The sequence below is a fragment of the Denitromonas iodatirespirans genome (assembly GCF_018524365.1).
Classification (GTDB): domain Bacteria; phylum Pseudomonadota; class Gammaproteobacteria; order Burkholderiales; family Rhodocyclaceae; genus Nitrogeniibacter; species Nitrogeniibacter iodatirespirans.
The window spans coordinates 1-22,630 of the sequence record NZ_JAEKFT010000037.1 but is presented as its reverse complement, the minus strand read 5'-3'; the positions used below and the strand labels follow the sequence as shown (position 1 = coordinate 22,630).

The window sequence follows — 22,630 nt, the reverse complement described above, 5'->3', positions numbered from 1 at the left end:
GTTTTGCGCCACCGGTGGCCTCAGAATGCGGCGCCGCCCGACGGCGTCAGCTGGCCACCGTCGACCCGCACCTGGTCGCCCGGCATCCATTCGGGCGGGGTGTCCTGCTCCAGCGTGCGCAGGTTGCCGTCGTTCATGCGGACGGTGATCCGGTACCGCGTGGTGGGCGTCATGTTGCGCTCCACGTTGTGCCCGGCCACGCCGCCGATCACCGCGCCGGCGATGGTGGCCAGATCCTTGCCCTTGCCTTTGCCCACCTGGTTGCCCAGCAGGCCGCCGACCACACCGCCGGCGACGGCGCCCAGGCCGCTGCCCTTGCCACGCCGGTCGAGCGTTTCGACACGTTCGACCACGCCGCAATCGGGGCAGTAGCGCTCGACGGCTTGCACCGGCGCGAGGGGCGGGGTCTGCGCCAGCACCGGGGCGGGCGCAGGTTTCGGTTTGACGGGCACCGGCGTCGGCTTGGGGGCGGGCTCGGCCGGCGCTTCGGCCACGCTCGGTGCAGGCGGTTCGGCCGTTTTCGGGCCCGGTGCGATGTCGGCCGGGGTGAGCACCATCGGCGCCTCGGGCGTAGCGTTTTCGGCGATCTGCGCCGCACCGGTTGCCGGCTCGGGCTTGAGGGCGGCGTCCGAACCGGGCAGCCAGCCCAGCAGGGCGGCGGTGCCGACCAGGCAGAATGTCGTGATGGCGCCGGTCATCAGCCATTGCATCGGATGGAGCGTCTTGCGCATATGCGGTGTCCCGTGGATGGAAGTCATGCGCATTTAACGCGACAGCGCGTGGCGCGCTGACGGTGGAAAGAAAGCCTTACAAAAGCCAGGCTCAGTCGTCCGCGGGCGGGCGCTCGCGACGGGCGCGGCGCAGCAGAAAGCGACCGGGGTCGATGGCCTCGACCAGATCGCGTTCCAGCGGCAGCGGATCGCCGTCGAGCTGGCTGGCCAGGGTCTCGGCGACGATCGCCGACCACACCAGCCCGCGCGCGCCGAAGCCTGAGACAGCATACAAACCGGGTGCGCGGGCCACCTGGTCGAGCCGGGCGTCGGCCGGGTACTCGGCCGGCGTGGCGATGGCGCCGACCATCGGCAGGCGGTCGGGTGAGGCCGGGCGAAAGCCGACTCGCCCGGCCATCGGCGCGTCGCCGAGGGTCCGGCTGAAGCCGGGGAGGATGAAGTCGAGCTTGGCGAGGTTGTCGGCATGCTCGCTCTCGCGCAGCGCGGGCTCGTCGTCATCGACCAGAAAGGTGGCCCCGGCGCAGCGCAGGCCGTCGATGGCCGGGCTGACATAACCGAGCCGGCACACCACCACGCGCGGCGCGCTGCCCTCGGCCGCCGGCAGATGACTGACCTGGCCGCGCGCGACGCGCACCGGCAAGGTGGCGGCGACGTCGAGGCGACGGATGTCGGCACCGTTGGCGAGGATCACGCAGGCGCTGTCGGCAATCACCAAGCCATCGTCATCCAGCAACTGCCAGCGCTCGCCGACGCGCTTGAGCTGCGCCACGCGCACGCCGTAGCGCAGCGTCAGCCCTGGCCCGGCGGCGGCGATGTTGGCGGCGCACAGGCTGGGCGGCTGCACCCAGCCGCTGCCCGGAAACCACCAGCCGCCGGTGTCGAGCGGCCAGCCGGCCAGGTCGCTGGCTTCGGCGCGCTCGACCTGGCGCAGGTAGTCGGCGGGCGGCAGCTGGGCTTCGACCACCTGGCGCTGGCGCTGCTCGTGCGCCGGATCGCGGGCCAGGTGCAGCACGCCGGTGGGGGCCCAGCGCACGGGGTGACCCGCGTGTGCCAGTGCATTCAGGTGGCGGACGCCCGCCAGGGTGCCGGCGCGTGTCAGGCGGGCCAGGCGGTTGTCGTCCAGGCTGGGCAACGGGCGAAGCACACCGGCCAGATTGCCGGAGGCGCCCTGGCCGGGGCCGTCGGCCGCTTCGAAGAGCTGCACCGACCAGCCGCGACTGACCAGCCGGTGGGCCAGCGAGGTGCCCGCCAGCCCGGCGCCGAGGATGATGGCCTCGCGCGGCGGGGCGGGCGTATCGGCTGATGGCGCGTCGCCGAAACGGCCGCGCAGCATCTGGCGCTTGCCGCCGAAACCGGGCGCCTTGTCGACCGTGAAACCGGCATGGCTCAAATGCCGCCGCACGGTGCCGGACACCGACCAGGTGGCAAGCGTGGCGCCGGGCGCGGCGAGGGCGGCGAGTTGGTGGCAGAGCTTGGCCGACCACAGTTCGGGGTTCTGCGCGGGCGAGAAGCCGTCGAGGTAGAAGGCGTCGACGCGGGCATCGAGCTTACCGAGCGCCGTCGTCGCGTCGCCGAAGCACAGCGTGAGCGCGACCCGCCCGTCTTCGAGCCACAGGCGGTGCACCCCGGGCATGAGCGGCGGCCACTGGGCGCGCAGGCGCTCGGCCAGCGGCGCCAGCTCGGGCCAGCGGCGGTGCAGCGTGGCCAGATCGTCGACGGTGAACGGGTGCTTTTCGATGGAGACGAAATGCAGGCGTGCGCAGCGTGCCGGGTCTTCGCGCCAGGCCGCCCAGGTGGCGAGGAAGTTCAGGCCGAGGCCGAAGCCGGTCTCGAGAATGACGAAGCGTTCGCGCCCCTGCCAGCGCTGCGGCAGGCTGTTGCCGGCCAGAAAGACATGCCGGCTCTGGCCGATGGCGCCTTGCTGGGCGTGGTAGACGTCGCCGAAGTGCTCGGAGTAGGGCGTGCCGTCGTCGGCAAAGGCCAAGGACGCAGGCGTGATGCGCTCGATCATCAGTGGACCGTGGGCGGTAGGTCGGACGGGCCGCCCGTGAGGGCCTCGGGCAGCGGCAGGTCGTCGAGCGGCAGATCCCACTCCGCCTTGGTGACGGTACCGCGCAGCATGGCGCACAGGGCTTCCATCAAGTCGCGGTCGCAATCGAAGCTGACCTGCCGGGCGCCGGGCTCGCCCAGCATGATGCGGCACAGCGGGCCTTCGAGCGGTTGCAGACGGCTCTCGGCGGCGAGCAGCGGTTCGGTGCCGAGCGGGTGGGTGAGTTTATCGCCGTCGAAGGGCGCATCGAAGCGCCCCCCGCGCGGGCTCGACTCGCCGCCCGGATCATGGGCGGCGAGCGGCTTGGCCGACAGATGGCTGTTGAGCATGCGTTGCAGGGCCGGCCACAGCGCCTTGAGCAGGCGCCGGGTGATCAGCACGCCGATCTCTTCGCGCTGGGCGCTGGCGATGCGCAGGAGCAGGCGATCGGCCCGCGCATCGTAGGCCACCTGGAGTTGCTGGATCTGCATTGCGTGCCGCGCTTACTCCGGCCGCATCTGCGGGAAGAGGATCACGTCGCGGATCGCCGGGCTGTCGGTCAGCAGCATCACCAGACGGTCGATGCCGATGCCGCAACCACCGGTCGGCGGCAGGCCGAACTCGAGCGCGCGGATGTAGTCGGCATCGTAGAACATGGCCTCGTCGTCGCCGGCCTCCTTGGCTTCGACCTGGGCGCGGAAGCGCGCCGCCTGGTCTTCCGGGTCGTTCAGCTCGGAGAAGCCGTTGGCGATCTCGCGACCGACGATGAACAGCTCGAAGCGCTCGGTGATTTCCGGGTTGCTGTCGGAGGCGCGCGCCAGCGGGCTGACTTCGACCGGGTAGTCGATGATGAAGGTCGGCTCCCACAGATCGGCCTCGGTGCAGGCTTCGAACAGCTGCAGCTGCAGGCTGCCCAGGCCGCCCGGTTTGACGCTCTCGCCGAAGGCGACGATCTTTTCCTTGAGCCATTCGGCGTCGGCCAGTTGCTCGACGGTGAAGCCCGGGTGGTACTTGCGGATCGCCTCGACGATGGTCAGCCGGTGGAAGGGCTTGGACAGGTCGAGCTCGCGGCCCTGGTACTGGAAGGTCTCGGTGCCGAGCGCCTCGCGGGCGGCCTGGCGGATGAGGCCTTCGGTGAAGTTCATCAGGCTCTGGTAGTTCGCGTAGGCCTCGTAGAACTCCATCATGGTGAATTCGGGGTTGTGGCGCGGGCTGAGGCCTTCGTTGCGGAAGTTGCGGTTGACCTCGAACACCTTCTCGAAGCCGCCCACCACCAGCCGCTTGAGGTAGAGCTCCGGCGCGATGCGCAGGAACAGCTCCATGTCGAGCGCGTTGTGGTGGGTGGTGAAGGGCTTGGCCGAGGCGCCACCTGGGATGGGGTGCATCATCGGCGTTTCGACCTCGAGGAAGCCGTGCGCCATCATGTAGTTGCGGATCGACTGCACCATGCGGCTGCGCGCCACGAAGGTGAAGCGCGACTGCTCGTTCATGATCAGATCGAGGTAGCGCTGGCGGTACTTGGTTTCCTGGTCGGTCAGGCCGTGGAACTTCTCCGGCAGCGGGCGCAAGTTCTTCGACAGCAGGCGGATCTCGGTGCAGTTGACCGTCAGCTCGCCGGTCTTGGTCTTGAACAGCGTGCCCACCGCGCCGACGATGTCGCCGATGTCCCAGTGCTTGAAGTCGCCGTGCACCTCTTCACCCACGCCCTGGTTGCTCACATACAGCTGGATGCGGCCCGACAGGTCCTGGATGGTGGCGAAGCTGGCCTTGCCCATCACCCGCTTGAGCATCACCCGGCCGGCCACGCGCACTTCGACCGGGGTTTCTTCGAGCGCTTCGCGGGTTTTCTCGCCGTAGGCTTCGTCCAGCTTGCCGGCGGTGTTCTCGCGCGAGAAATCGTTCGGGTAGGCACGCCCGCTCTCGCGCCATGCCCGCAGCTTTTCGCGGCGTTCGGCGATGAGATGGTTTTCGTCGGCGGAAGGCGAGGGGTTCTGTTCTGACATGTGCGACTCGTTTGAATGGTGGTCAATCGGCGGCGGCGCCTTGACAGGTGCCGACGCAGAAAAACGGCGATTTTCGCATAACCGATGCGATAAGTCGCTCGTGGCCGCGCCTGTCATGTCGTTCCGTCTATGACGGACGGCCTAAAGTTGCCGATCTGCTGCCGTAATAGACCTACTGATGGAAAGGCGATGATGCGGACTCGGACTGGTGACACTCTCTTGGCGCTGCTCAAGGCCGCGCAGCATCTGACCTCGCTGCATGTGCGCGAGGCGCTGTTGCGGGCATTCTGTGTTGGTGCGCAACGCGCACTGCGGGCGCAGCGTTGCGATTTGCATGTGCTCGACAGCGCGGTTGCCCGTCGGCGGTTCAAGCGCATCGGCGGCAGCTGCGCCGAGGGCGTGAGCGGCGATTGGGACGATGCCGGCGACGAGATGACGCCCCTGGCGGACGATCCGTTCCTGGCGGGCGCGACCGACCGGGGCGCGAGCTTCAGCCGGCTGCGCGTGGATCATGGCTGGCGGCTGGCCTTCCAGATCATGCATGCCGGGCGCCTCCGATGGATTCTCGATGTGCAGACCGACAGCGCGGTGGCACCGGCGACCATCGACGGCATGCGCACCTACATCCATTGTTTCGAACGCCTGATGGCCAACTGGGACTATGCGAACCTCGACACCCTGACCGGCCTGCTCAACCGCAAGACTTTCGACGAACAGTTCGACCAGTTGATCGCGGTGGCCGAGCGCGCCCGCCGGCAAGACGGCGAGCGCCGTGAAAACGCCGAGCAGCCCCAGCCGTCCTGGCTGGGCATCGTCGACATCGACCATTTCAAGAACATCAACGACACCTGGGGCCATCTGTTCGGCGACGAGGTGCTGATCCGTCTGGCCGATTGCATGCGCGGATCGTTCCGCAGTTCGGACAAGCTGTTCCGCTTCGGGGGTGAAGAGTTCGTGGTGATGCTGCGCAACGTGCCCGCCGACACGGTGGCCGGCATCTTCGAGCGTTTTCGCACCGAAGTCGAACAACATGATTTTCCGCAGGTCGGCACGGTCACCTGCTCGATCGGCTTTGCCCAGGTCGATGACCGCCTGACGCCCGCCGAACTGCTCGGGCGCGCCGATTCGGCGCTCTACTACGGCAAAGAGCACGGCCGCAACTGCACCTGGGCCTATGACGACCTGGTGGCCGCCGGCGAGCTCGCCAGCACCGAGGCGACCAGCAGCGCCCAGCAGGACGCCGACCAGTACTTCTGAGTCTCGGCGGCGCGCGGCGGTCAGTCCCGCTGGCGCTGTAGCACGCCGATCGGCGGTGCCCATTCCTCGGCCGGCGGTTTCTTGCGCGTGACCAGGGTGAGCTGCGCCGGCGCGAAGACGTTGGCGTTGTGCGTGACCGGCGTGGTGATCAGGTATTGCGCCCGTGTCGCACGCAGGAAGGCGCCGACCCGGTCGATGTTGGCCACGTCCAGATGCGCAAACGGCTCGTCGATGAAGACGAAGCCGCCCGGGCGGGTCTCGTCCATCAACAGCGCAATCAGTAGGATCAGCGACTTCATCACCTGCTGGCCGCCAGAGGCTTCGCCATCGTTGAGGCCGACCGCGCCCTTGCGGTCGAAGTCGAAGCGCACCTCCAGCCCCGAGCGGTTGAGCGCCGCATCGTCGTTGTCCAGATGCGGCACCGGGCAGTCCACCTCCACATGCGCCAGCTCGCCCAGCGCCTTGAGGTTGCGGCTGTACTGGCGCACCGTGGCGCGCAGCTTGCCGATGTAGGCGGCGCGCGCCTCGTCGGTGTGGCGGCGGGCGGTGGCGCAGTAGCCCTGGCGTGTCGCGTAGTCGCGCTCGCGGCGGCCGAGCTCGTCGAGCAGGCGGTCGCGCAGGGTGAGCACGGCGGCGTCCTGCACCCAGTCGCCCTGGTCGAGCCGTTGGCGCAAGCGCTCGGCTTCGGCACGGGCGCTGCGCGCATCGCCATAGCGTTCGATCAGCGCCTCGTTGCCTTCGCCGCGGCGCCAGGCGGCCGGCATGCCGCGGCGCAGACGGCGCAGGCGCTGCACGCGCTGGGCCTGGGACTGGCGGCGCGGACGGTCTTCGCTGTCGAGCAGGCCGAGGCGTTGCTCGTGCGTGGCCAGCTCGCGGCGGCGGCGGTCGAGTTCGATCTGGATGCCGTTGAGCCGTTCGCCGATGCCGTCGAGCGTGGCCTGCAGTTCGGTGCGCTCGGCAATCGCCTCCGTGAGTGCCTTTCGCGCGACCGGCAGCTCGGCCTCAGCCTCGGCAAAGGCCTGGGCGCGGGCCGCCAGCTGCGGTGCGGCGCTCAGGCCGAGCAGCTGGCTGCGCAGGGTGGCGAGGCGGTCGCGCAGCACGTCCATTTGCGGGCGCAGCGGACTCAGCGCCTTGTCCAGCTCGCGCACCTCGGCCGAGAGCGCATCGATGCGCGCCTGACGCGCCAGCTCGCCGAAGTGGAATTCGCGCGGGCGGCCCAGGTGGCGCGCGCCGCGGCGCTCGCGGTGGTAGGCGTCGCGGGTGATCCATTCGGTGTCGCGCGGCAGCGCGCTGCCGGCGGCGGCATCCTCGACACGGGTGATGCGGTTCAGCAAATCGGCCAGCCAGCGCGGCACCGGGCCGGCAAAGCGCACCACCTCGGCCAGCGTGTCGCGCTGGGCGGGCGGGGCGTTTTCGCAGTCGGCGACGATGAAGTGGCGGAAGCGCTCGCGCTCGCCCAACGCCCAGGCCTGGTGGCGGTCGGCGGCGCGTTCGAGCAGCAGCACATGGCGGTAGGGGCGCAGCACCGCTTCGATGGCGCCTTGCCAGGCGGCATCGGTGATCTCGATGGCCTCAGACAGCGCACGGTGGCCGATGCCGGCCTCGGCGAGCTGGGCGCGGAAGGTGCGTACTTCGGGATCGGAGGGCGGGCTGCTGCGCTCGTGGGCATGGGCGAGGGCGTCCTTGGCCGCTTCGAAACGGGCGATCAGCTCGCGTTCCTGGGCGCGCAGGGCGGTCAGCTCGGTTTCGACCGCTTCGTGCTCGGCTTCGATGGCGACGGCGTCCTGACCCTCTTCGCGGGCCAGCAGCTCGCGCAGGGCGTTGCGTTCGGTGAGCACGCGTTCGAGATCGCGCACACGGTCGTGGGCGCCGAGATGGCGCTGCTCGACGGCGAGGAATTCGCTGCGCGCCTTGGCGCGGGCGGCTTCTTCGGCCTGGCGCTCGGCCTCGACCTGATTTATGCGCTGGCGCGCGGCCACCAGCCCCTGCTGGCGCTCGCGGCGCTCGCCGTCCTGGGCGCGCAGCTGGCTGCGTTCGGCGCGGATGTCGCGGCGCAGCTCGAAGGCTTCGAGGCGCGGCACGATCTCGGCATCGAGGGCGGAGAGCTCGTCGGTGATCTGCTTCCATTCCAGGAAGCGGTCGGCTTCGAGCCGCTTGGCTTCGGCCTGGGCGCGCAGGCGGTCGAGGTCGATCGACAGGCTGTCGATTTCGCGTTCGGCGTTTTGCTGCTCTTCGCGCGCGACATCGTAGTTGTCGAGCACTTCCTTGTCGCCGAAGACGTCGAACACCAGTTCGAGCAGTGCCTTGGGGGCGTATTCGCAGAGTTTGTCGGTGTCGCCTTGCTCCAGCGCCAGCACTTTGGCGATGGCCGGGGTCAGGCCGCCGGCGGCGAGCCGGCTCTGGTAGTCGCGCAGGCCGATCCAGTCGTTGCCGGTGTCGAGCGCCTCGATCTCGACGTCGCCGTCGATGATGGCGTAATCGCGTGTCCACTCGCCGCCGGCGCGGCGGATGCGGCAGGCCAGGGTGACGGTGTCGTCAAGGCAGGGGAAGAACGGCCGACGCCCGGTGGCGCCGGGCAGGTTGGCGACGGTGGCGCGGATCCAGGCATGGCTGCGGTTGGCGCGGCGCACATAGCGGCGGAAGTCGCGCTTGCCCGAGCAGCGCAGTGCGAAGAGTGTGCGCAGGGCGTCGAGCAGGGTGGTCTTGCCCGAGCCGTTGGGGCCGACGATGGTGATGATCTGGGCGTCCAGCGGCAGCGTGAAGCGGCGCCAGAAGTCCCAGTGGACCAGTTCGATCTGTTTGATATGGAACATGTGTTCTGTGCCGGCTCAGCGCAGGCTGCGGCCGCAACCGCCCTCGCGCATGCGTTGTTGGTAGTGTCGCTTGCGCTCGGCAAGCTGGTTGGCGCGATTACCGCTCGGCGCGCGGGCGAGCTGGGCGTCGAGCTGCGCGATGGCGCTTTCATAGCGGGCGCAGTTGCGATCCGAGCTTGTCGGCGTCTGGCGATAGTCGCCGCCGGCACGTGCGCCGCTGAGGGCGAACGCCGGCGTGGTGGCGAGGGCGAGCAGCAGGGCGACGCACAGCGGGCTTCGAGGTGCCATCAGAAATCCTCCGCGCCGGGTTCGGGCATGTCGCCGTCGAATTCGTCTTCGTCGTCGGCGCCGGCCAGGGTAAAGGCGTCGGCGGTGGGCACGGGGTGGCCGGCGTCGGAGAGCACGCCGGCGAGTGTGCCGTGGATGATGCGGTCGGCCATCAGGCGGTAGTCGAGCGCCACGTCGAGCAGCGGGCCTTCGAGCAGCATGCCGTTGCGCCGCTCGATGAAGCCGAGGCGGGCGAGGCGGCCGAGCATGAAGTTGCGCACCTTGGTCTTGCCGCCCAGGCGCGGGCCGAAGTCGGCGATGAGCGAGGCTTCGGACACGCCGGCCGAGACCTCGGCGCCATGGGCGACCGGCTGCTCGGCAGCGAACAACTCTTCCTGGCCTTCGTTGGCGAGGTTCTGGCGGGTCACCTGGCGCTCGCGCTTGGGCAGGATGATCAGCGCCCACAGCACGACGAGCAGGGCGATCTCGTCACGCGTGAGGCCCATGTTGCTGGCCTGGTATTCGCGGCCGCTGCCGAAGGTGGGTTCGAGCGCGTCGGGCGTCAGGCCGACGGCCACATGGGCGGCGTAGGGGTTGTCGAGCAGGCGCAGGCCGACGCTGGCCAAGCGCTGGTCGATCTCGTGGCGGAAGGTTTCGTCGATGAGCGCGCGGCGCACCATCGGGTCCTTGCGCGGCAGCCAGCGCTGGGCGATGAGGCGCGCGGTGAGGGCGCGGATGTCGTGTTCCATGGGCGCGTCAGTCCGTGGTGTGGGGGCTCAGGCGGCGGATGCTGCCGGCGCTGATGCGGGCAATGTCGTCATGGCCGACCTCGACCAGCGTGGGTTCGAAGTCCACCTTGAGCGGCAGGCGCATGAAGGCGCCGATGGGGCCGTCGGACGGTGCGCTGTCCTGGCTGTCGGCGAGCAGGGCGAGCAGCGACAGGCGGTAGGCGGCATGGCCGAAGCCGCCGCCGGCGACCATGGCGTGCAAGGTGGCGGGCTCGGTATCGATGGCGTCGAGCCGCTCGGCGAAATGGGTGAGCAGGCGCAGGTCTTCTTCTTCGGGCGCGAGCGCCGTGGGGGCGTCGTCGGCGGCCGGCAGGGGGGTGTCGTCGGCCTCGCCGCGCTGCAGGTCGCACAGGGCGGTTTCGGCGCGGTCGAGCAGTTCGTGACCGCCGGCCAGCAGCGGCATCTGCGGGGTGTCGGTGATGGCCTCGGCGGCCATCGCGGCCAGGGCGTCCATGCCCTGCTGGCCGAGCCAGGCGGCCACGTCGCTGGACGAGATGCCGGAGCTGCCGAGGGTGACGCGCTGGGTCTCGATCTTGTTGAGCGCGCGCTGGAAGGCGGCGTCCACCCGCGCCAGGCGCGATTGTGCCAGGCCGATGCGCTGGGCGATGCGCGCCACATCGAAGGGGGCTTCGGGGTCGGCCAGCAGTGAGCGCAGGATGTCGGTGCCGCGGTCCAGCCACTTGCCGTTGGCCGACAGCCGGCGGCGGGACTCGACGATGCGAAATTCGGAGCCGGAGGCGATGGCCTCCTCGAAATGCAAGGTAAGGTCGTTGAGCTTGGCGAGCAGATGCCCGAGCGCCTCGGCGGTGATGCTGTCGGTGGCCTGCAGGCCGGCGAGCTGGGCGGTGAGAAAGCCCAGCTCGGCGTCTTCGGATTCGCCGAAGCGCAGCAGCATGTCGAGCGCGGCCACGGCGTTGCGGCCGGCGTCGGACAGGTGGTAGAGGCCGTCGTCGGCATAGCTGATGAGGCCGGACTCGCGCAGGCGCTTGAGCGTGGTTTCGAGCTTGACCGGGTCGAGATAGGCGAAGCGGCGGCGCAGCGCGTCGGGCGACCAGCGCGGCTGCTCGACATCATGGCCGACCTCGCGCAAGACCAGCACGCGCAGCAGCACCTCTGCTTCGCTGCCGCGAAACAGGGAGATGAAGGTGTCGATGACCGGCTGAGCCGCGGTCAGTGCCGAGAGTTCGGGCACATCGTCCACGGCGTAGCCGGTCGCGAGGTAGTCGGCGAGTTCGTTGTCGGTCATGCGTGTGCGCACCGCCGGGGCGGTGCGTGGGGTCAGACGCCTTGCTTGAGGCTGGCCTCGATGAAGTCGTCCAGGTCGCCGTCGAGCACGGCCTGGGTGTTGCCGACTTCGTAGCTGGTGCGCAGATCCTTGATGCGCGACTGGTCGAGCACGTAGGAACGGATCTGGTGGCCCCAGCCGATGTCGCTCTTGGCGTCTTCGAGCGCCTGCGCTTCGCTCTGGCGCTTGCGCAGCTCCAGTTCGTAGAGCTTGGCCTTGAGCATCTTCCAGGCTTCGTCCTTGTTGCGGTGCTGCGAGCGGTCGTTCTGGCATTGCACGACGATGCCGGTCGGGTTGTGCGTCAGGCGCACCGCCGAGTCGGTCTTGTTGATGTGCTGGCCGCCGGCGCCCGAGGCGCGGTAGGTGTCGGTGCGCACATCGGCCGGGTTGATCTCGATCTCGATGGAGTCGTCGATTTCCGGGTAGATCTGCACCGAGCAGAAGCTGGTGTGGCGACGCGCGTTGGAGTCGAAGGGCGACTTGCGCACCAGACGGTGGACGCCGGTTTCGGTGCGCAGGAAGCCGTAGGCGTACTCGCCCGAGACCTTGATGGTTGCGCTCTTGATGCCGGCCACTTCGCCTTCGGACTCTTCGAGCAGCTCGGTCTCGAAGCCCTTGCGCTCGCAGTAGCGCAGGTACATGCGCTCGAGCATGCCGGCCCAGTCCTGCGCCTCGGTGCCGCCGGCGCCGGCCTGGATGTCGATGAAGCAGGCGTTCTCGTCCATCGGGCCGGAGAACATGCGGCGGAATTCGAGCCCGCCGACGATGGCCTCGAGCGCCTTGGCGTCGGTCTCGATGGCTTCGAGCGTGTCGTCGTCGCCTTCGGCTTCGGCCATCTCGAACAGGTCGAGCAGGTCGCCCGACTGCTGGGCGACATGCTGCAGCGTGACCACCACGCCTTCGAGCAGCTTCTTTTCCTTGCCCAGCGCCTGACCGCGCGCGGCGTCGTTCCAGACGTCGGGGTCTTCGAGGGCGATGTTGACTTCTTCTAGCTTCGAGGCTTTTTCATCGTAGTCAAAGATACCTCCGAAGTTCTTCCCCGCGGCGCTTCAGGTCCGCAAGGGCTTCGGCGATGTCGTTGATGCGTTCTGCGTCCATGGCAGGGGTCTCCGGCTGATCAATGCAAACCGCGCATTATACAGTCAGCGGCCGGCAAATCGGCGCTCTACTGGCCCAAGCTGGCGTAGGCGATGGGCGCGCCGTCGGGGCTGGTGATGGTGGCCAGCGCGCGGTAGGCCTTGGCCTGCACCCCGTCGGGCAGGCGCACGAAATGCGCCAGGCTGGCCAGCTCGTCGCCGTGCATGAAGGCCCAGGTGAAAAAGCGCAGGGTGGCGACGCCGGCTGCCTCGTCCATGACCTTGGGCAACAGCACGAAGGTGCCCATGGTGATCGGCCAACTCTCGGCACCGGGCTGTTCCGTCAGCGTCTGGGAGAAGTCGCCGCGACTGTGCCAGGCACTGGCGTTGAGCGCGGCGCGGAAGCTGTCGATACTTGGCGAGACGAAGCGCCCGGCGCTGTTCTTCATCTCGACGGTGCGCAGCGCCCCCTTGAGGACATAGGTGTAGTCCACATAGCCGATGGCCCCCGGCGTCTGGCCGACCGCGGCGACTACGCCGCCGCTGCCCTTGGCGGGAATCACCGCGTCGGGCCAGGCAATGGCGGTGTTGGCGCCGAAACGGGCTTTCCAGGCGGGGCTGACCTTGTTCAGGTAATCGGTGAAGTTGTAGGTGGTGCCGGAGCCGTCGCTGCGGGTGACGACCCGGATGCCGGCGGCGGGCAGCGCCGCGCCCGGGTTGAGCGCTCGGATCGCCGGATCGTTCCAGCGGGTGACTTCGCCCATGAAAATGGCGGCCAGCGTCGGGCCGTCCAGGCGCAGTGGTCGTTGATTCAGTTCGGGCAGATTGACGATCGGCGCGACCCCGCTGACCACGGTCGGGATGACAACCAGACCGTCTCTGGTCAGTACCTCGGCCGCGGGGGCTACGTCGGAGGCACCGAAGTCGACTTCCCGCGCCTGGATCGCCTTGAGGCCCTTGGACGAGCCGACCGCTGCGTAGTCGATGGCGCTGCCACCGTCGCGGGCGAAGGCTTCGGACCAGGCCTGGTAGACCAGCTTGGCGGCCGACGAGCCGGCACCTCGGACGGGCGGGGTGTCGGCATGCGCCGAGCTCAAGCTCAGGCAGACGAGGAGGGCGGGCAGAGCGGCGAAAATGCGTAGCGTCACGGTGGGCGTCAGACGAAAGGAATAGGGAGCGCGCAATTCTCGCGATCATGTGTGACGGTTTCGTGACACTGTCACATGGCGCAGGACACCCCTCAGCGCACCGCGACGCCCTTGACCAGCGCCCACACTGCCATGCCGGGGGCCAGGGCCAGCCGGTGGCACGAGTGCACCGTGATGCGCGCCAGCAGCACCGCCGCGCCCACCTGTAGTGTGACTAGGCAATGCCCCGGGTTGGGGTCGTCGCTGATGGCGCTGATGACCGCCCGAAGGTGATTGACGACGCTGCTGTCGGTCGGCGCGCTCAGCGCGATGGCCACGTCGCGCGCGGTGATGCGCACCCGCACGGCGGCACCGACAGGGCGGCCGACCGTGCTGACCAGCAGCTGCCCGCCGTCGAAACGCAGGCAGCTCAGATGCTCGGTGTCGCGATGCTCGGCTACGCGCGCCTGCAGGACCGCGCCGGCATGCGCGCCGTGGGCCAAGGGCAGATCGCAACGGGTGAACACGGTGTTGAGCGGGCCGCTGGCCAGCACACGGCCGGCCGACATCAGCACCAGGTGGTCGGCCAGGCGGGAGACTTCCTCGATCGAATGGCTCACGTAGACGATGGGGATGCCGAGCCGCTCGGGCAGCTGTTCGAGCGTATCGAGAATGGCGTCGCGGCCGTCGGCATCGACCGCCGACAGCGGCTCGTCCATCAGCAGCAGGCGCGGCTGGGCCAGCAGGGCGCGGGCGATGGCGACTCGCTGGCGCTCGCCGCCGGAGAGGCGTTCGGGGCGGCGGTCGAGCAGGTGATCGATCGCCAGCCAGGCAACTGCGTCGTCGAAGCCGACGGGGTGTTCGGTCGTGCGTGCGCGCTTGAGCGCGAAAGCCAGGTTGTCGCGTACCGTGAGGTGGGCGAACAGGCTGGCTTCCTGGAAGACATAGCCGATGGGCCGACGATGGGTCGGCAGGCGGATGCCGTTGGCGTCGTCCTGCCACACGGACTCTCCCAGCGCGATCCGTCCGCGGCCATGCGTTTCGAGTCCGGCGAGCAGGCGCAGCACGGTGGTTTTGCCCGAGCCGGAGGGGCCGAACAGCGCCGTCACCCCGCGGGCCGGCAAGGCGGCTTCGGCCTCGACCCGCAGTTGGGGCAGGTCGATGGCGACACTGAAATGCAGCGCGTCGTCGCGGCTCATCGGCGTGCCTGCCGGTCGTTGAGCGTGTGCAGGGCCAGCAGCACGGCGAAGGAGAAGAGCAGCAGGCCGCCCGCCAGCCAGTGGGCCTGGGCGTATTCCAGCGCTTCGACATGGTCGTAGATCTGGATCGCCACTACCCGGGTCTCACCCGGAATGTTGCCGCCGATCATTAGCACCACCCCGAATTCCCCCACGGTATGGGCAAAGCCGAGCACGGTGGCGGTCAGGAAGCCGGGCCGCGCCAACGGCAGCACCACCGAGAAGAAGGCGTCGAGCGGGCGTGCGCCAAGCGTGGCCGCCACCTCCAGCGGCCGTGGGCCGATGGCGATGAAGGCATCGCGGATCGGCTGCACCACGAAGGGCAGGGAGTAGATCAGCGAGCCGACCACCAGGCCGGCAAAAGTGAAGGGCAGGGCGCCCAGGCCGATGCTGCGGGTCAGTTGCCCGAGCGGTCCGTCCGGCCCGAGCGCCACGAGCAGATAGAAGCCGAGCACCGTCGGCGGCAGGATCAGCGGCAGCGCCACCAGCGCATTGACCACGCCACGCCAGCGCGCCCGCGAGTGCGCCAGCCACCAGGCCAAAGGCGTGCCGAGCAGCAACAACAACACGGTCACGGTGCCGGCGAGCCGTAGCGTGAGCCAGATGGCGTCGAGGTCGGCCGGCGTGGGAGTCATTCGGTGTCGTACCCGTGTTGCTGGATGATCTTGCGTGCCGCTTCGCTCTTGAGAAACGCGGCAAAGGCGTGGGCGGCGGGGTTGTCGGCTGCACGCGTGAGTATGACCGCACTCTGCCGGATCGGCGGATGCAGATCGGCCGGCACCAGCCAGGCGGACCCGCTGGCGGCCGCGCCGTCGCGGCTCACTTGGGACCAGGCAACGAAGCCCATCGCGGCGTTACCGGTGGCGACGAACTGGTAGGTCTGGGCGATGTTCTCGCCCTGCACGAGACGCGCCTTGAGCGCCTCGGTCAGGCCTAGATGGGCGATGACGGCTTCGGCGGCGGCGCCATACGGCGCGGTCTTGGGGTTGGCGATGGCGATGCGGGTGGCGGGGTCGGCCGTCAGCATGTCGGGCCGCACCGCCTGGCCCGGCTCCGGACGCCACAGCGCGAGGCGGCCAATGGCATAAACGAAGCGGCTGCCCGCCACGGTCCGGCCTTCCGATTCGAGCAGGGCCGGGCGCTTTTCGTCGGCGGAGAGAAAGACGTCGAAAGGCGCACCGCGCTGGATCTGCGCGTAGAACTTGCCGGTGGCGCCGGTGGACAGTTTGAGTTGGTGGCCGGCGGCAGCGGCAAAGACCGGTGCCATGGCCTCGAGGGGTTTGACGAAATTGGAGGCGACGGCAACCGTGAGTTCAGCCGCAGCGACGGGCACAGTGCTTGTCAGCAGGACGGCGAAGATCGTGGGGCGAAGGCGGGCGGGCACGGGACTCTCCGGCTAGCGTTATTGTTGGCGAACGATAACGCATTTTGAGCAAAGGGCACAGGATCCGGATCAAGTTTCTGGAGAACACGTACCCCGTGGCCGTGGCGCCGGGGTTGGGCGGGTGCTGGTCGCTGCCGCGCGCGTCAGACTTTGTTGCGCATCAGTCGGCCTTTTTCGCGCTCCCACTCGCGGGCCTTTTCGGTCTCGCGCTTGTCATGCTGCTTCTTGCCCTTGGCCAGACCGATCGAGGCCTTGATGCGTCCCTTGGCATAGTGCAGATCGAGGGGCACCAGGGTGTAGCCGGCGCGCTCGACCTGGCCGATCAGGCGGTCGATCTGGTTGCTGTGCAGCAGCAGTTTGCGGGTGCGCACCGGATCCGGATGGATGTGCGTGGACGCGGCGCTCAGCGGTGTGATGTGCATGCCGATGATGAAAATCTCGCCATCACGGATGAGCACGTAGGCTTCCTTGATATTGGCGCGACCGGCGCGGATCGCCTTGACTTCCCAGCCTTCGAGGACGAGACCGGCTTCGATCTTCTCTTCGATGAAGTAATCGTGGAAAGCTTTGCGATTGTCGATGATGCTCATGACGTCCCGGGCGGCCACAGGAGCCGGCTTGCGGTAAAATCGGGCATTCTAGCAGTTCCGCCCTCTTCCGCCCCGAACACATGGCCGCCGTCAAAAAAGTCGTTCTGATCGAATTTACCCCCGCCCAGATGTTCGCCCTGGTCGACCGGGTCGAGGACTATCCGCAGTTTCTGCCCTGGTGTGGCGGCACGGAGCTGATCGAGCGCACCGAGATCCTCACCGCAGCCACCTTGCATATCAACTACCACGGCATCAAAGCGCATTTCTCGACCGAGAACAGCAAGCTGCCGCCGCGGGAGATGCACATTCGCCTCAAGGAAGGGCCCTTCGAGCATCTCGATGGCAGCTGGGTGTTCACCCCGTTGGGCGACACCGCCTGCAAGGTCGAGTTCAGCCTGACCTACCAGTTCGCCAGCCGCCTGCTGGAAAAGGTGCTGGGACCTGTTTTCAACCATATTGCCAACACCTTCGTCGACGCGTTCGTCAAACGCGCCGGGCAGGTCTACCGGAGCGCCTGAGATCATGACCGAAAAGATTTCTGTGGAAGTGGTGTATGCCTTGCGTGAGCGCCAGGAGGTGGTGCCGGTCAAGGTGCCCGACGGTGCCACGGCACAGGATGCGATCCATGCTTCCGGCTTGCTGGAAAAGCACCCGGAGATCGATCTCGACGGGGCCAACAAGATCGGCATCTACGCCAAGCTGGCGCCACTGTCGACCGTCTTGCGCGAACGCGATCGTGTCGAGATCTATCGGCCGCTCATCGCCGACCCGAAAGAGGTGCGGCGCAAACGGGCCAAGGAAGGCAAGGTGATGAAGAAAGGCGGTGGCGAGGACAAGGACGCCAGCGAAGAGGCTCAGTAAGCTCGACGCCTGGGCGAACGGCACGTCCCGAACAAAAGGGCCCCGGCGATGCGGGGCCCTTTTTACATGCGGCGCGGCGGCGTCAGTTGTCGCAGGCCTGCTTGATGACGTCGCGGGTACGGGCGATTTCCTCGGCACGCCCGGCATCGTCCAGCACCTCGCGCTCGCCGGCATTGTTGATGCGCTGGACCCGGCTGCCGCTTTCGAGCATTTTGAGCTGGGCGGTGGCCTGCTCGCAGGCCTCCTTCTTGCGCCGCGCCTGTTCGGCTTCCTCGTTGGCCTTGGCGGTGTTTTCGGCCTGTTCGGCCTTGCGCTTGGCGAAATCGGCGTTCTTTTCGGCCCAGGTGGTCGGGGCGCCGCCAGTCGATTGGGCGGCGCCTCCGGCTGGCTGAGCCGTCGGCGTGGGCGCGTTGGTGCGGATGCCGGTCGGCTTGGCATCGACACCGCTGGGCGGGGTGTCCGAGAAATGCCGTTTGCCGCTGGCATCGGTCCATTCAAAGACCTGACCGGCGTGGGCCGTCAGCGCGACCAAGGTGAGAACAAACAAGGCGGAGTGGCGAGTACGCATGGAATCAATCCTGGCTGGGACTGGAGGAAGGTCGGGGCGATGCCGGCCGGGCATGACACCGTGATTCGTGCCGATAGCATAGCAGGGGGTGGCGGATCGGGGGCGGCGCATCGTAGGGCGCGCGCCCCGTGCATGGTGCCGGATTCGCGCCATCGCCTGGCTGCCGTCCGATCATCGTTGCCTCCGACAAAGCAGTGTCAACAGACTGTGTTTCCATCTGTATAATACGGATTTGGTTGAGAGGATTATAGCCATGCGAGTGATTCAGAAGGCGCTGACGTTCGACGACGTCCTTCTTGTCCCCGCCCATTCCGACGTCCTGCCCAAGGACGTCAACCTCCAGACGCAGCTGACCCGGAACGTTCGCCTGAACATTCCGCTGGTGTCGGCTGCCATGGATACGGTCACTGAAGCCCGGCTGGCGATCGCGCTGGCCCAGGAAGGCGGAATCGGCATTGTTCACAAGAATTTCTCGGCCAAGCAGCAGGCGGCCGAGGTGGCCAAGGTCAAGCGGTTCGAGTCCGGCGTCCTCAAGGACCCGATCACCATTCCGCCCGACATGAGCGTGCGCGAGGTCGTTGCGCTGACCCGCCTGAACAAGTTCTCCGGCCTGCCGGTGGTCGATGGGCAGAAAGTGGTCGGCATCGTGACCAACCGCGACCTGCGTTTCGAAATCAATCTCGACCAGCCGGTGTCGTCGATCATGACCCCGCGCGAGCGTCTGATCACCGTTCCCGAAGGCGAGAGCCTCGAGGTGGCCCAGGCCCTGATGCACAAGCACCGCCTCGAGCGGGTGCTGGTCATCAATGCGGCGGACGAATTGCGCGGCCTGATCACCGTGAAGGACATCCTCAAGTCCACCGAGCATCCCAATGCCGCCAAGGACGAGCATGGCCGTCTGCGTTGTGGCGCAGCGGTCGGCGTGGGTGAGGGCACCGAAGAGCGTGTCGAGCGTCTGGCCGAAGCCGGCGTCGACGTGATCGTGGTCGATACGGCCCACGGTCATTCGCGTGGCGTGCTCGAACGCGTGCGCTGGGTTAAAAAGCATTTCCCGCAGGTCGATGTGATCGGTGGCAACATCGCCACCGGTGACGCCGCCAAGGCCTTGATGGACGCGGGTGCCGACGGTGTCAAGGTCGGCATCGGCCCCGGTTCGATCTGCACCACGCGTATCGTGGCCGGCGTGGGTGTGCCTCAGATCACCGCCATTTCCAATGTGTGCAAGGCGCTGGCCGGTACCGGCGTGCCGATGATCGCCGACGGCGGCATCCGCTTCTCGGGCGACATCGCCAAGGCGATTGCGGCCGGTGGCAATGCCGTGATGCTCGGCGGGCTGTTCGCCGGTACCGAAGAGGCGCCGGGCGAGACCGTGCTCTACCAGGGGCGGTCGTACAAGTCCTATCGCGGCATGGGTTCGCTGGGCGCGATGCAGCAGGGCTCGGCCGACCGCTACTTCCAGGACGCCTCGTCGAATACCGACAAGCTGGTACCCGAAGGCATCGAAGGTCGCGTGCCCTACAAGGGGCCGGTGACCGCCGTCATCCATCAGCTCATCGGCGGCCTGCGTGCCTCCATGGGCTATGTCGGTGCGGCCAGCATCACGCAGATGTACGAGCGCGCACAGTTCGTCGAGATCACCTCGGCCGGCGTACGCGAGTCGCATGTGCACGACGTCCAGATCACCAAGGAAGCGCCGAACTATCACGTCGACTGAGGCGTTTCCCGGTCACACAAGGCGGCCGAGGCCGCCTTTTTTCCATTTTCACGCCGAGCGAAAAACATGGCTCATCAGAAGATTCTCATTCTCGATTTCGGATCCCAATTCACGCAGCTGATCGCCCGCCGCGTGCGCGAACAGCAGGTGTATTGCGAAATCCATCCCTGCGACGTGTCCGATGACTTCCTGCGCAGCTTTGGTGCCGACGGCATCATCCTGTCGGGCGGCCCCAATTCGGTCTACAGCGAGATCATGAACGCCCCCCAAGTGGTGTTCGAACTCGGCCGGCCGGTGCTCGGCATCTGCTATGGCATGCAGACCATGGCGGCGCAGCTCGGCGGCAAGGTCGAGGGCTCAGACACGCGCGAATTCGGTTACGCCGAGGTGCGCGCACAGGGGCATTCGAAGCTCTTCGAAGGCATCCAGGATCGCACCAACGACAAGGGGCACGGCCTGCTGGACGTGTGGATGAGCCATGGCGACAAGGTCACCGAACTGCCGCCGGGCTTTCGCCTGATCGGCAGCAACCCGTCGACGCCGATCGCCGCCATGGCGGACGAAGAGCGCGGCTTCTACGGCGTGCAATTCCACCCGGAAGTGACCCACACCCTCAAGGGCAAGGAGATCATCACCCGCTTCGTGCACGACATCTGCGGTTGTGGCCATGACTGGAACATGCCCGACTACGTGGCCGAAGCGGTTGCCGCGATCCGAGAGCAGGTGGGCGACGAGGAGGTGATCCTGGGCCTGTCCGGCGGCGTGGATTCGTCCGTCGCTGCCGCACTGATCCACCGCGCCATCGGCGACCAGCTCACCTGCGTGTTCGTCGACAACGGCCTGCTGCGCCTCAACGAGGCCGAGCAGGTGATGCAGACCTTCGGTCGCAACCTCGGGGTCAAGGTCATTCATGTGGACGCCACCGAACAGTTCCTCGGCCATCTGGCCGGCGTGAGCGACCCGGAGCAGAAACGCAAGATCATCGGCCGCGAGTTCGTCGAAGTGTTTCAGGTCGAGGCCGCCAAGCTGCCCAAGGCGCGCTGGCTGGCGCAAGGCACCATCTACCCGGACGTGATCGAATCGGCCGGCGGCAAGACCAAGAAAGCCCACACCATCAAGAGCCACCACAACGTCGGTGGTCTGCCCGAGACACTCAACCTCAAGCTGCTCGAGCCGCTGCGCGAGCTGTTCAAGGATGAGGTGCGTGAGCTGGGTATTGCCCTCGGCTTGCCGCACGACATGGTCTACCGCCACCCCTTCCCGGGGCCGGGCCTTGGGGTGCGGATCCTCGGCGAGGTGAAGCAGGAGTTTGCCGACCTGCTGCGCCGTGCCGACGCGATCTTCATCGACGAGCTGCGCGCGGCCGACTGGTACGAAAAAACCTCCCAGGCCTTCGCCGTCTTCCTGCCGGTCAAAAGCGTGGGCGTGATGGGTGATGGCCGCACCTACGAGTATGTTGTCGCCCTGCGCGCGGTGCAGACGCAGGACTTCATGACCGCCCACTGGGCCGAGCTGCCGCATTCGCTGCTGGCCCGGGTAAGCAACCGCATCATCAACGAGGTACGCGGCATCAACCGGGTGGTGTACGACATCTCCGGCAAGCCGCCAGCGACCATCGAGTGGGAGTGAGCTAACGAAGCCTGGCGCCTGAAAACGCCAGGCTTTTTTCTCACCTGCTGCAAAATTCTTTAAGCATTTTTGGCCTGCAGGGCCTTTGCGGCCAAACACCTTCCTCCCGCGCGAGAAAATTTGCCGAATGCATGTGGCTGAGCGCCGGCCCATGTGATCAGCGTCAACCGCTCGCCCCAGCCTGCAATTCCCCCCCCTTGCCGATTCAGGGCCACGAACAGGTGGTTCTGGCAGGGGCGTCGATCGCTGTGTGCGCCAGCAGACAGACGATGATGCGCTCTCGACCTAAGCTCCAGCAATCGAAGCCGGTATGTGCGAACTGCGAGCCACATCTGCAGCAAAAATACTGATGTGCTGCCTGTGTTCCTGCATCGACCGACTGTCTGCGAGAACTGACGAGGCATTATCTAAGAGACCATGAATATCGCAGCCATATCAGATGCCGTTTGCGGGGCGCCCGATACGCCTTCCCCCGAGGCGCCGGATAAAGCAACAACACCGGTTTCCCCGGCAACGGCGCGGAATAATGTCAGTGCATCCGGTGTTCTGCCTGCAACGGCGATTCGGCAGCTGGTGGACGCACGTGGCGTGTCGCTGGCGATATTGTCAACAGTCGCCGTGGTTTTTGCGTTGAGCTGGGCGCAGAGCTTTGTTATCTCACTGCTGCTTGGCATTCTCTTCGCGTACACGTTGAATCCACTGGTCGTGTGGTTCGAGCGTTTCAGGATCCCCCGTGTTTTCAGCGCCAGCATCGTCATGACAGGCGTTGTCGGTACATTATTGCTTGGCTCGTACGCCTTGCAGGGGCAGGTGCAGAAGATCCTGGCTCAGTTGCCTGAAACCACCAGCCGCTTTTCCGCCGGGCTGGCCAGCATGGGCAAGGGGCAGCAAGAGAACATGCAGAACGTTCAGGCCGCCGCGACCGAGATGGAAAAGGCGACTTCCCAGGTGACTGGCATTGCGCCGAAAGCTCGTGCCACCCATGTCGTCATCGATCCGCCGGCCTTCAAACTCAATGACTATCTCTGGGCGGGTTCCAAAGGAGTATTGGGCTTTGCAGGTCAGGTGATCATGGTGGTGTTCCTGGTCTATTTTTTGTTGTTGTCGGCGGACACATTCAAGCGAAAACTGGTGGGGCTCACCGCAATGCTCTCAACTTAAGCCGCCTTGTATGCCAAATGCAAATGCGGCTTGACTCTGGCCGGTCTTGGGTAGCTTCGTCCAGACTGGATGCGGCATCTGTTTTTGGCGATCGTCGCCAGCACCGCGG

At 67.1% G+C, this 22,630-nt stretch carries 21 protein-coding genes; 6 read left to right on the top strand and 15 right to left on the bottom strand.

What is annotated here, in order from left to right; all coding sequences use genetic code 11:
• Positions 1–20: 20 nt before the first annotated feature.
• The 4 genes from I8J34_RS21510 to lysS form a co-directional block, all read right to left on the bottom strand.
• Positions 21–731, bottom strand: coding sequence for an outer membrane lipoprotein (locus I8J34_RS21510; protein ID WP_230411948.1), 711 nt, complete (start codon positions 729–731; stop codon positions 21–23).
• Between the two features lie 91 nt (positions 732–822).
• Positions 823–2,742, bottom strand: a complete 1,920-nt coding sequence (gene mnmC, locus I8J34_RS21505) for a bifunctional tRNA (5-methylaminomethyl-2-thiouridine)(34)-methyltransferase MnmC2/FAD-dependent 5-carboxymethylaminomethyl-2-thiouridine(34) oxidoreductase MnmC1 (RefSeq protein ID WP_214363695.1) — start codon at positions 2,740–2,742, stop codon at positions 823–825.
• Complete coding sequence (locus tag I8J34_RS21500) at positions 2,742–3,251, bottom strand: hypothetical protein (protein ID WP_214363694.1); 510 nt, start codon at positions 3,249–3,251, stop codon at positions 2,742–2,744. The genes mnmC and I8J34_RS21500 overlap by 1 nt, the downstream gene beginning before the upstream one ends.
• Before the next feature lie 12 nt (positions 3,252–3,263).
• Complete coding sequence (gene lysS / locus I8J34_RS21495) at positions 3,264–4,763, bottom strand: lysine--tRNA ligase (protein ID WP_214363693.1); 1,500 nt, start codon at positions 4,761–4,763, stop codon at positions 3,264–3,266.
• Between the two features lie 219 nt (positions 4,764–4,982).
• Between lysS and I8J34_RS21490 the strand changes: the two genes are divergently transcribed.
• Positions 4,983–6,020, top strand: coding sequence for a GGDEF domain-containing protein (locus I8J34_RS21490; protein WP_214363692.1), 1,038 nt, complete (start codon positions 4,983–4,985; stop codon positions 6,018–6,020).
• A gap of 20 nt (positions 6,021–6,040) precedes the next feature.
• Here I8J34_RS21490 and I8J34_RS21485 read toward each other — a convergent pair whose 3' ends face one another.
• The 10 genes from I8J34_RS21485 to smpB all read right to left on the bottom strand — a co-directional run bounded on the left by I8J34_RS21485 (position 6,041) and on the right by smpB (position 16,588).
• Positions 6,041–8,833, bottom strand: a complete 2,793-nt coding sequence (locus I8J34_RS21485) for an AAA family ATPase (protein ID WP_214363691.1) — start codon at positions 8,831–8,833, stop codon at positions 6,041–6,043.
• Positions 8,834–8,848: 15 nt separating this feature from the next.
• On the bottom strand, positions 8,849–9,121 hold the full coding sequence (locus I8J34_RS21480) for a hypothetical protein (protein ID WP_214363690.1): 273 nt from the start codon (positions 9,119–9,121) through the stop codon (positions 8,849–8,851).
• The gene (locus tag I8J34_RS21475) at positions 9,121–9,849 is read right to left on the bottom strand and encodes a hypothetical protein (RefSeq protein ID WP_214363689.1); all 729 of its coding nucleotides are present in this window, start codon (positions 9,847–9,849) and stop codon (positions 9,121–9,123) included. Before I8J34_RS21475 ends, I8J34_RS21480 begins: the two co-directional genes overlap by 1 nt.
• Before the next feature lie 7 nt (positions 9,850–9,856).
• A complete protein-coding gene (locus I8J34_RS21470; protein WP_214363688.1) occupies positions 9,857–11,134 on the bottom strand; it encodes a hypothetical protein in 1,278 nt (425 codons plus the stop codon).
• Positions 11,135–11,166: 32 nt separating this feature from the next.
• Positions 11,167–12,271 (bottom strand): peptide chain release factor 2 gene (gene prfB, locus I8J34_RS21465; protein WP_214363687.1). Its coding sequence is split into 2 segments (ribosomal slippage): positions 11,167–12,189 and positions 12,191–12,271, totalling 1,104 coding nucleotides; the frame shifts between segments, so codons are not numbered across the junction.
• Between the two features lie 67 nt (positions 12,272–12,338).
• Entirely contained in the window at positions 12,339–13,397 is a 1,059-nt protein-coding gene (gene pstS, locus I8J34_RS21460) for a phosphate ABC transporter substrate-binding protein PstS (protein WP_214363686.1), read from the bottom strand.
• Between the two features lie 92 nt (positions 13,398–13,489).
• Positions 13,490–14,575: a molybdenum ABC transporter ATP-binding protein gene (modC, locus tag I8J34_RS21455; RefSeq protein WP_214363685.1), complete on the bottom strand. Its 1,086-nt coding sequence runs from the start codon at positions 14,573–14,575 to the stop codon at positions 13,490–13,492.
• Positions 14,572–15,249 (bottom strand): molybdate ABC transporter permease subunit, encoded by a 678-nt coding sequence (gene modB, locus I8J34_RS21450; protein ID WP_214363684.1) that lies wholly within the window; start codon positions 15,247–15,249, stop codon positions 14,572–14,574. The genes modC and modB overlap by 4 nt, the downstream gene beginning before the upstream one ends.
• Positions 15,246–15,998 carry a molybdate ABC transporter substrate-binding protein gene (gene modA / locus I8J34_RS21445; protein ID WP_214363683.1) on the bottom strand — a complete coding sequence of 251 codons (753 nt, stop codon included), beginning with the start codon at positions 15,996–15,998 and terminating at the stop codon, positions 15,246–15,248. Before modA ends, modB begins: the two co-directional genes overlap by 4 nt.
• A 143-nt stretch (positions 15,999–16,141) precedes the next feature.
• Positions 16,142–16,588: an SsrA-binding protein SmpB gene (smpB, locus tag I8J34_RS21440; protein WP_214363682.1), complete on the bottom strand. Its 447-nt coding sequence runs from the start codon at positions 16,586–16,588 to the stop codon at positions 16,142–16,144.
• Positions 16,589–16,668: 80 nt separating this feature from the next.
• Here smpB and I8J34_RS21435 point away from each other — a divergent pair, with 80 nt between their 5' ends.
• Positions 16,669–17,106 (top strand): type II toxin-antitoxin system RatA family toxin, encoded by a 438-nt coding sequence (locus I8J34_RS21435; protein WP_214363681.1) that lies wholly within the window; start codon positions 16,669–16,671, stop codon positions 17,104–17,106.
• A gap of 4 nt (positions 17,107–17,110) precedes the next feature.
• A complete protein-coding gene (locus tag I8J34_RS21430; protein WP_214363680.1) occupies positions 17,111–17,449 on the top strand; it encodes an RnfH family protein in 339 nt (112 codons plus the stop codon).
• A gap of 82 nt (positions 17,450–17,531) precedes the next feature.
• Here the strand turns inward: I8J34_RS21430 and I8J34_RS21425 are convergent, their stop codons facing one another.
• Positions 17,532–18,017, bottom strand: a complete 486-nt coding sequence (locus tag I8J34_RS21425) for a DUF4124 domain-containing protein (RefSeq protein WP_214363679.1) — start codon at positions 18,015–18,017, stop codon at positions 17,532–17,534.
• A gap of 253 nt (positions 18,018–18,270) precedes the next feature.
• On the opposite strand from I8J34_RS21425, the gene guaB reads away from it, so the two are divergent.
• From guaB to I8J34_RS21410, 3 genes are all read left to right on the top strand, one after another.
• On the top strand, positions 18,271–19,731 hold the full coding sequence (guaB, locus tag I8J34_RS21420; RefSeq protein ID WP_214363678.1) for an IMP dehydrogenase: 1,461 nt from the start codon (positions 18,271–18,273) through the stop codon (positions 19,729–19,731).
• 66 nt (positions 19,732–19,797) lie between these two features.
• Positions 19,798–21,360 (top strand): glutamine-hydrolyzing GMP synthase, encoded by a 1,563-nt coding sequence (gene guaA / locus I8J34_RS21415; RefSeq protein WP_214363677.1) that lies wholly within the window; start codon positions 19,798–19,800, stop codon positions 21,358–21,360.
• A gap of 417 nt (positions 21,361–21,777) precedes the next feature.
• The gene (locus I8J34_RS21410; protein WP_214363676.1) at positions 21,778–22,521 is read left to right on the top strand and encodes an AI-2E family transporter; all 744 of its coding nucleotides are present in this window, start codon (positions 21,778–21,780) and stop codon (positions 22,519–22,521) included.
• Positions 22,522–22,630: the final 109 nt, after the last annotated feature.

Coding starts and splice junctions, on each gene's coding strand:
- I8J34_RS21510 (WP_230411948.1), bottom strand. CDS start 731: ATGCGCAAGACGCTCCATCCGATGCAATGGCTGATGACCGGCGCCATC.
- mnmC (WP_214363695.1), bottom strand. CDS start 2,742: ATGATCGAGCGCATCACGCCTGCGTCCTTGGCCTTTGCCGACGACGGC.
- I8J34_RS21500 (WP_214363694.1), bottom strand. CDS start 3,251: ATGCAGATCCAGCAACTCCAGGTGGCCTACGATGCGCGGGCCGATCGC.
- lysS (WP_214363693.1), bottom strand. CDS start 4,763: ATGTCAGAACAGAACCCCTCGCCTTCCGCCGACGAAAACCATCTCATC.
- I8J34_RS21485 (WP_214363691.1), bottom strand. CDS start 8,833: ATGTTCCATATCAAACAGATCGAACTGGTCCACTGGGACTTCTGGCGC.
- I8J34_RS21480 (WP_214363690.1), bottom strand. CDS start 9,121: ATGGCACCTCGAAGCCCGCTGTGCGTCGCCCTGCTGCTCGCCCTCGCC.
- I8J34_RS21475 (WP_214363689.1), bottom strand. CDS start 9,849: ATGGAACACGACATCCGCGCCCTCACCGCGCGCCTCATCGCCCAGCGC.
- I8J34_RS21470 (WP_214363688.1), bottom strand. CDS start 11,134: ATGACCGACAACGAACTCGCCGACTACCTCGCGACCGGCTACGCCGTG.
- modC (WP_214363685.1), bottom strand. CDS start 14,575: ATGAGCCGCGACGACGCGCTGCATTTCAGTGTCGCCATCGACCTGCCC.
- modB (WP_214363684.1), bottom strand. CDS start 15,249: ATGACTCCCACGCCGGCCGACCTCGACGCCATCTGGCTCACGCTACGG.
- smpB (WP_214363682.1), bottom strand. CDS start 16,588: ATGAGCATCATCGACAATCGCAAAGCTTTCCACGATTACTTCATCGAA.
- I8J34_RS21435 (WP_214363681.1), top strand. CDS start 16,669: ATGGCCGCCGTCAAAAAAGTCGTTCTGATCGAATTTACCCCCGCCCAG.
- I8J34_RS21430 (WP_214363680.1), top strand. CDS start 17,111: ATGACCGAAAAGATTTCTGTGGAAGTGGTGTATGCCTTGCGTGAGCGC.
- I8J34_RS21425 (WP_214363679.1), bottom strand. CDS start 18,017: ATGCGTACTCGCCACTCCGCCTTGTTTGTTCTCACCTTGGTCGCGCTG.
- guaB (WP_214363678.1), top strand. CDS start 18,271: ATGCGAGTGATTCAGAAGGCGCTGACGTTCGACGACGTCCTTCTTGTC.
- guaA (WP_214363677.1), top strand. CDS start 19,798: ATGGCTCATCAGAAGATTCTCATTCTCGATTTCGGATCCCAATTCACG.
- I8J34_RS21410 (WP_214363676.1), top strand. CDS start 21,778: ATGAATATCGCAGCCATATCAGATGCCGTTTGCGGGGCGCCCGATACG.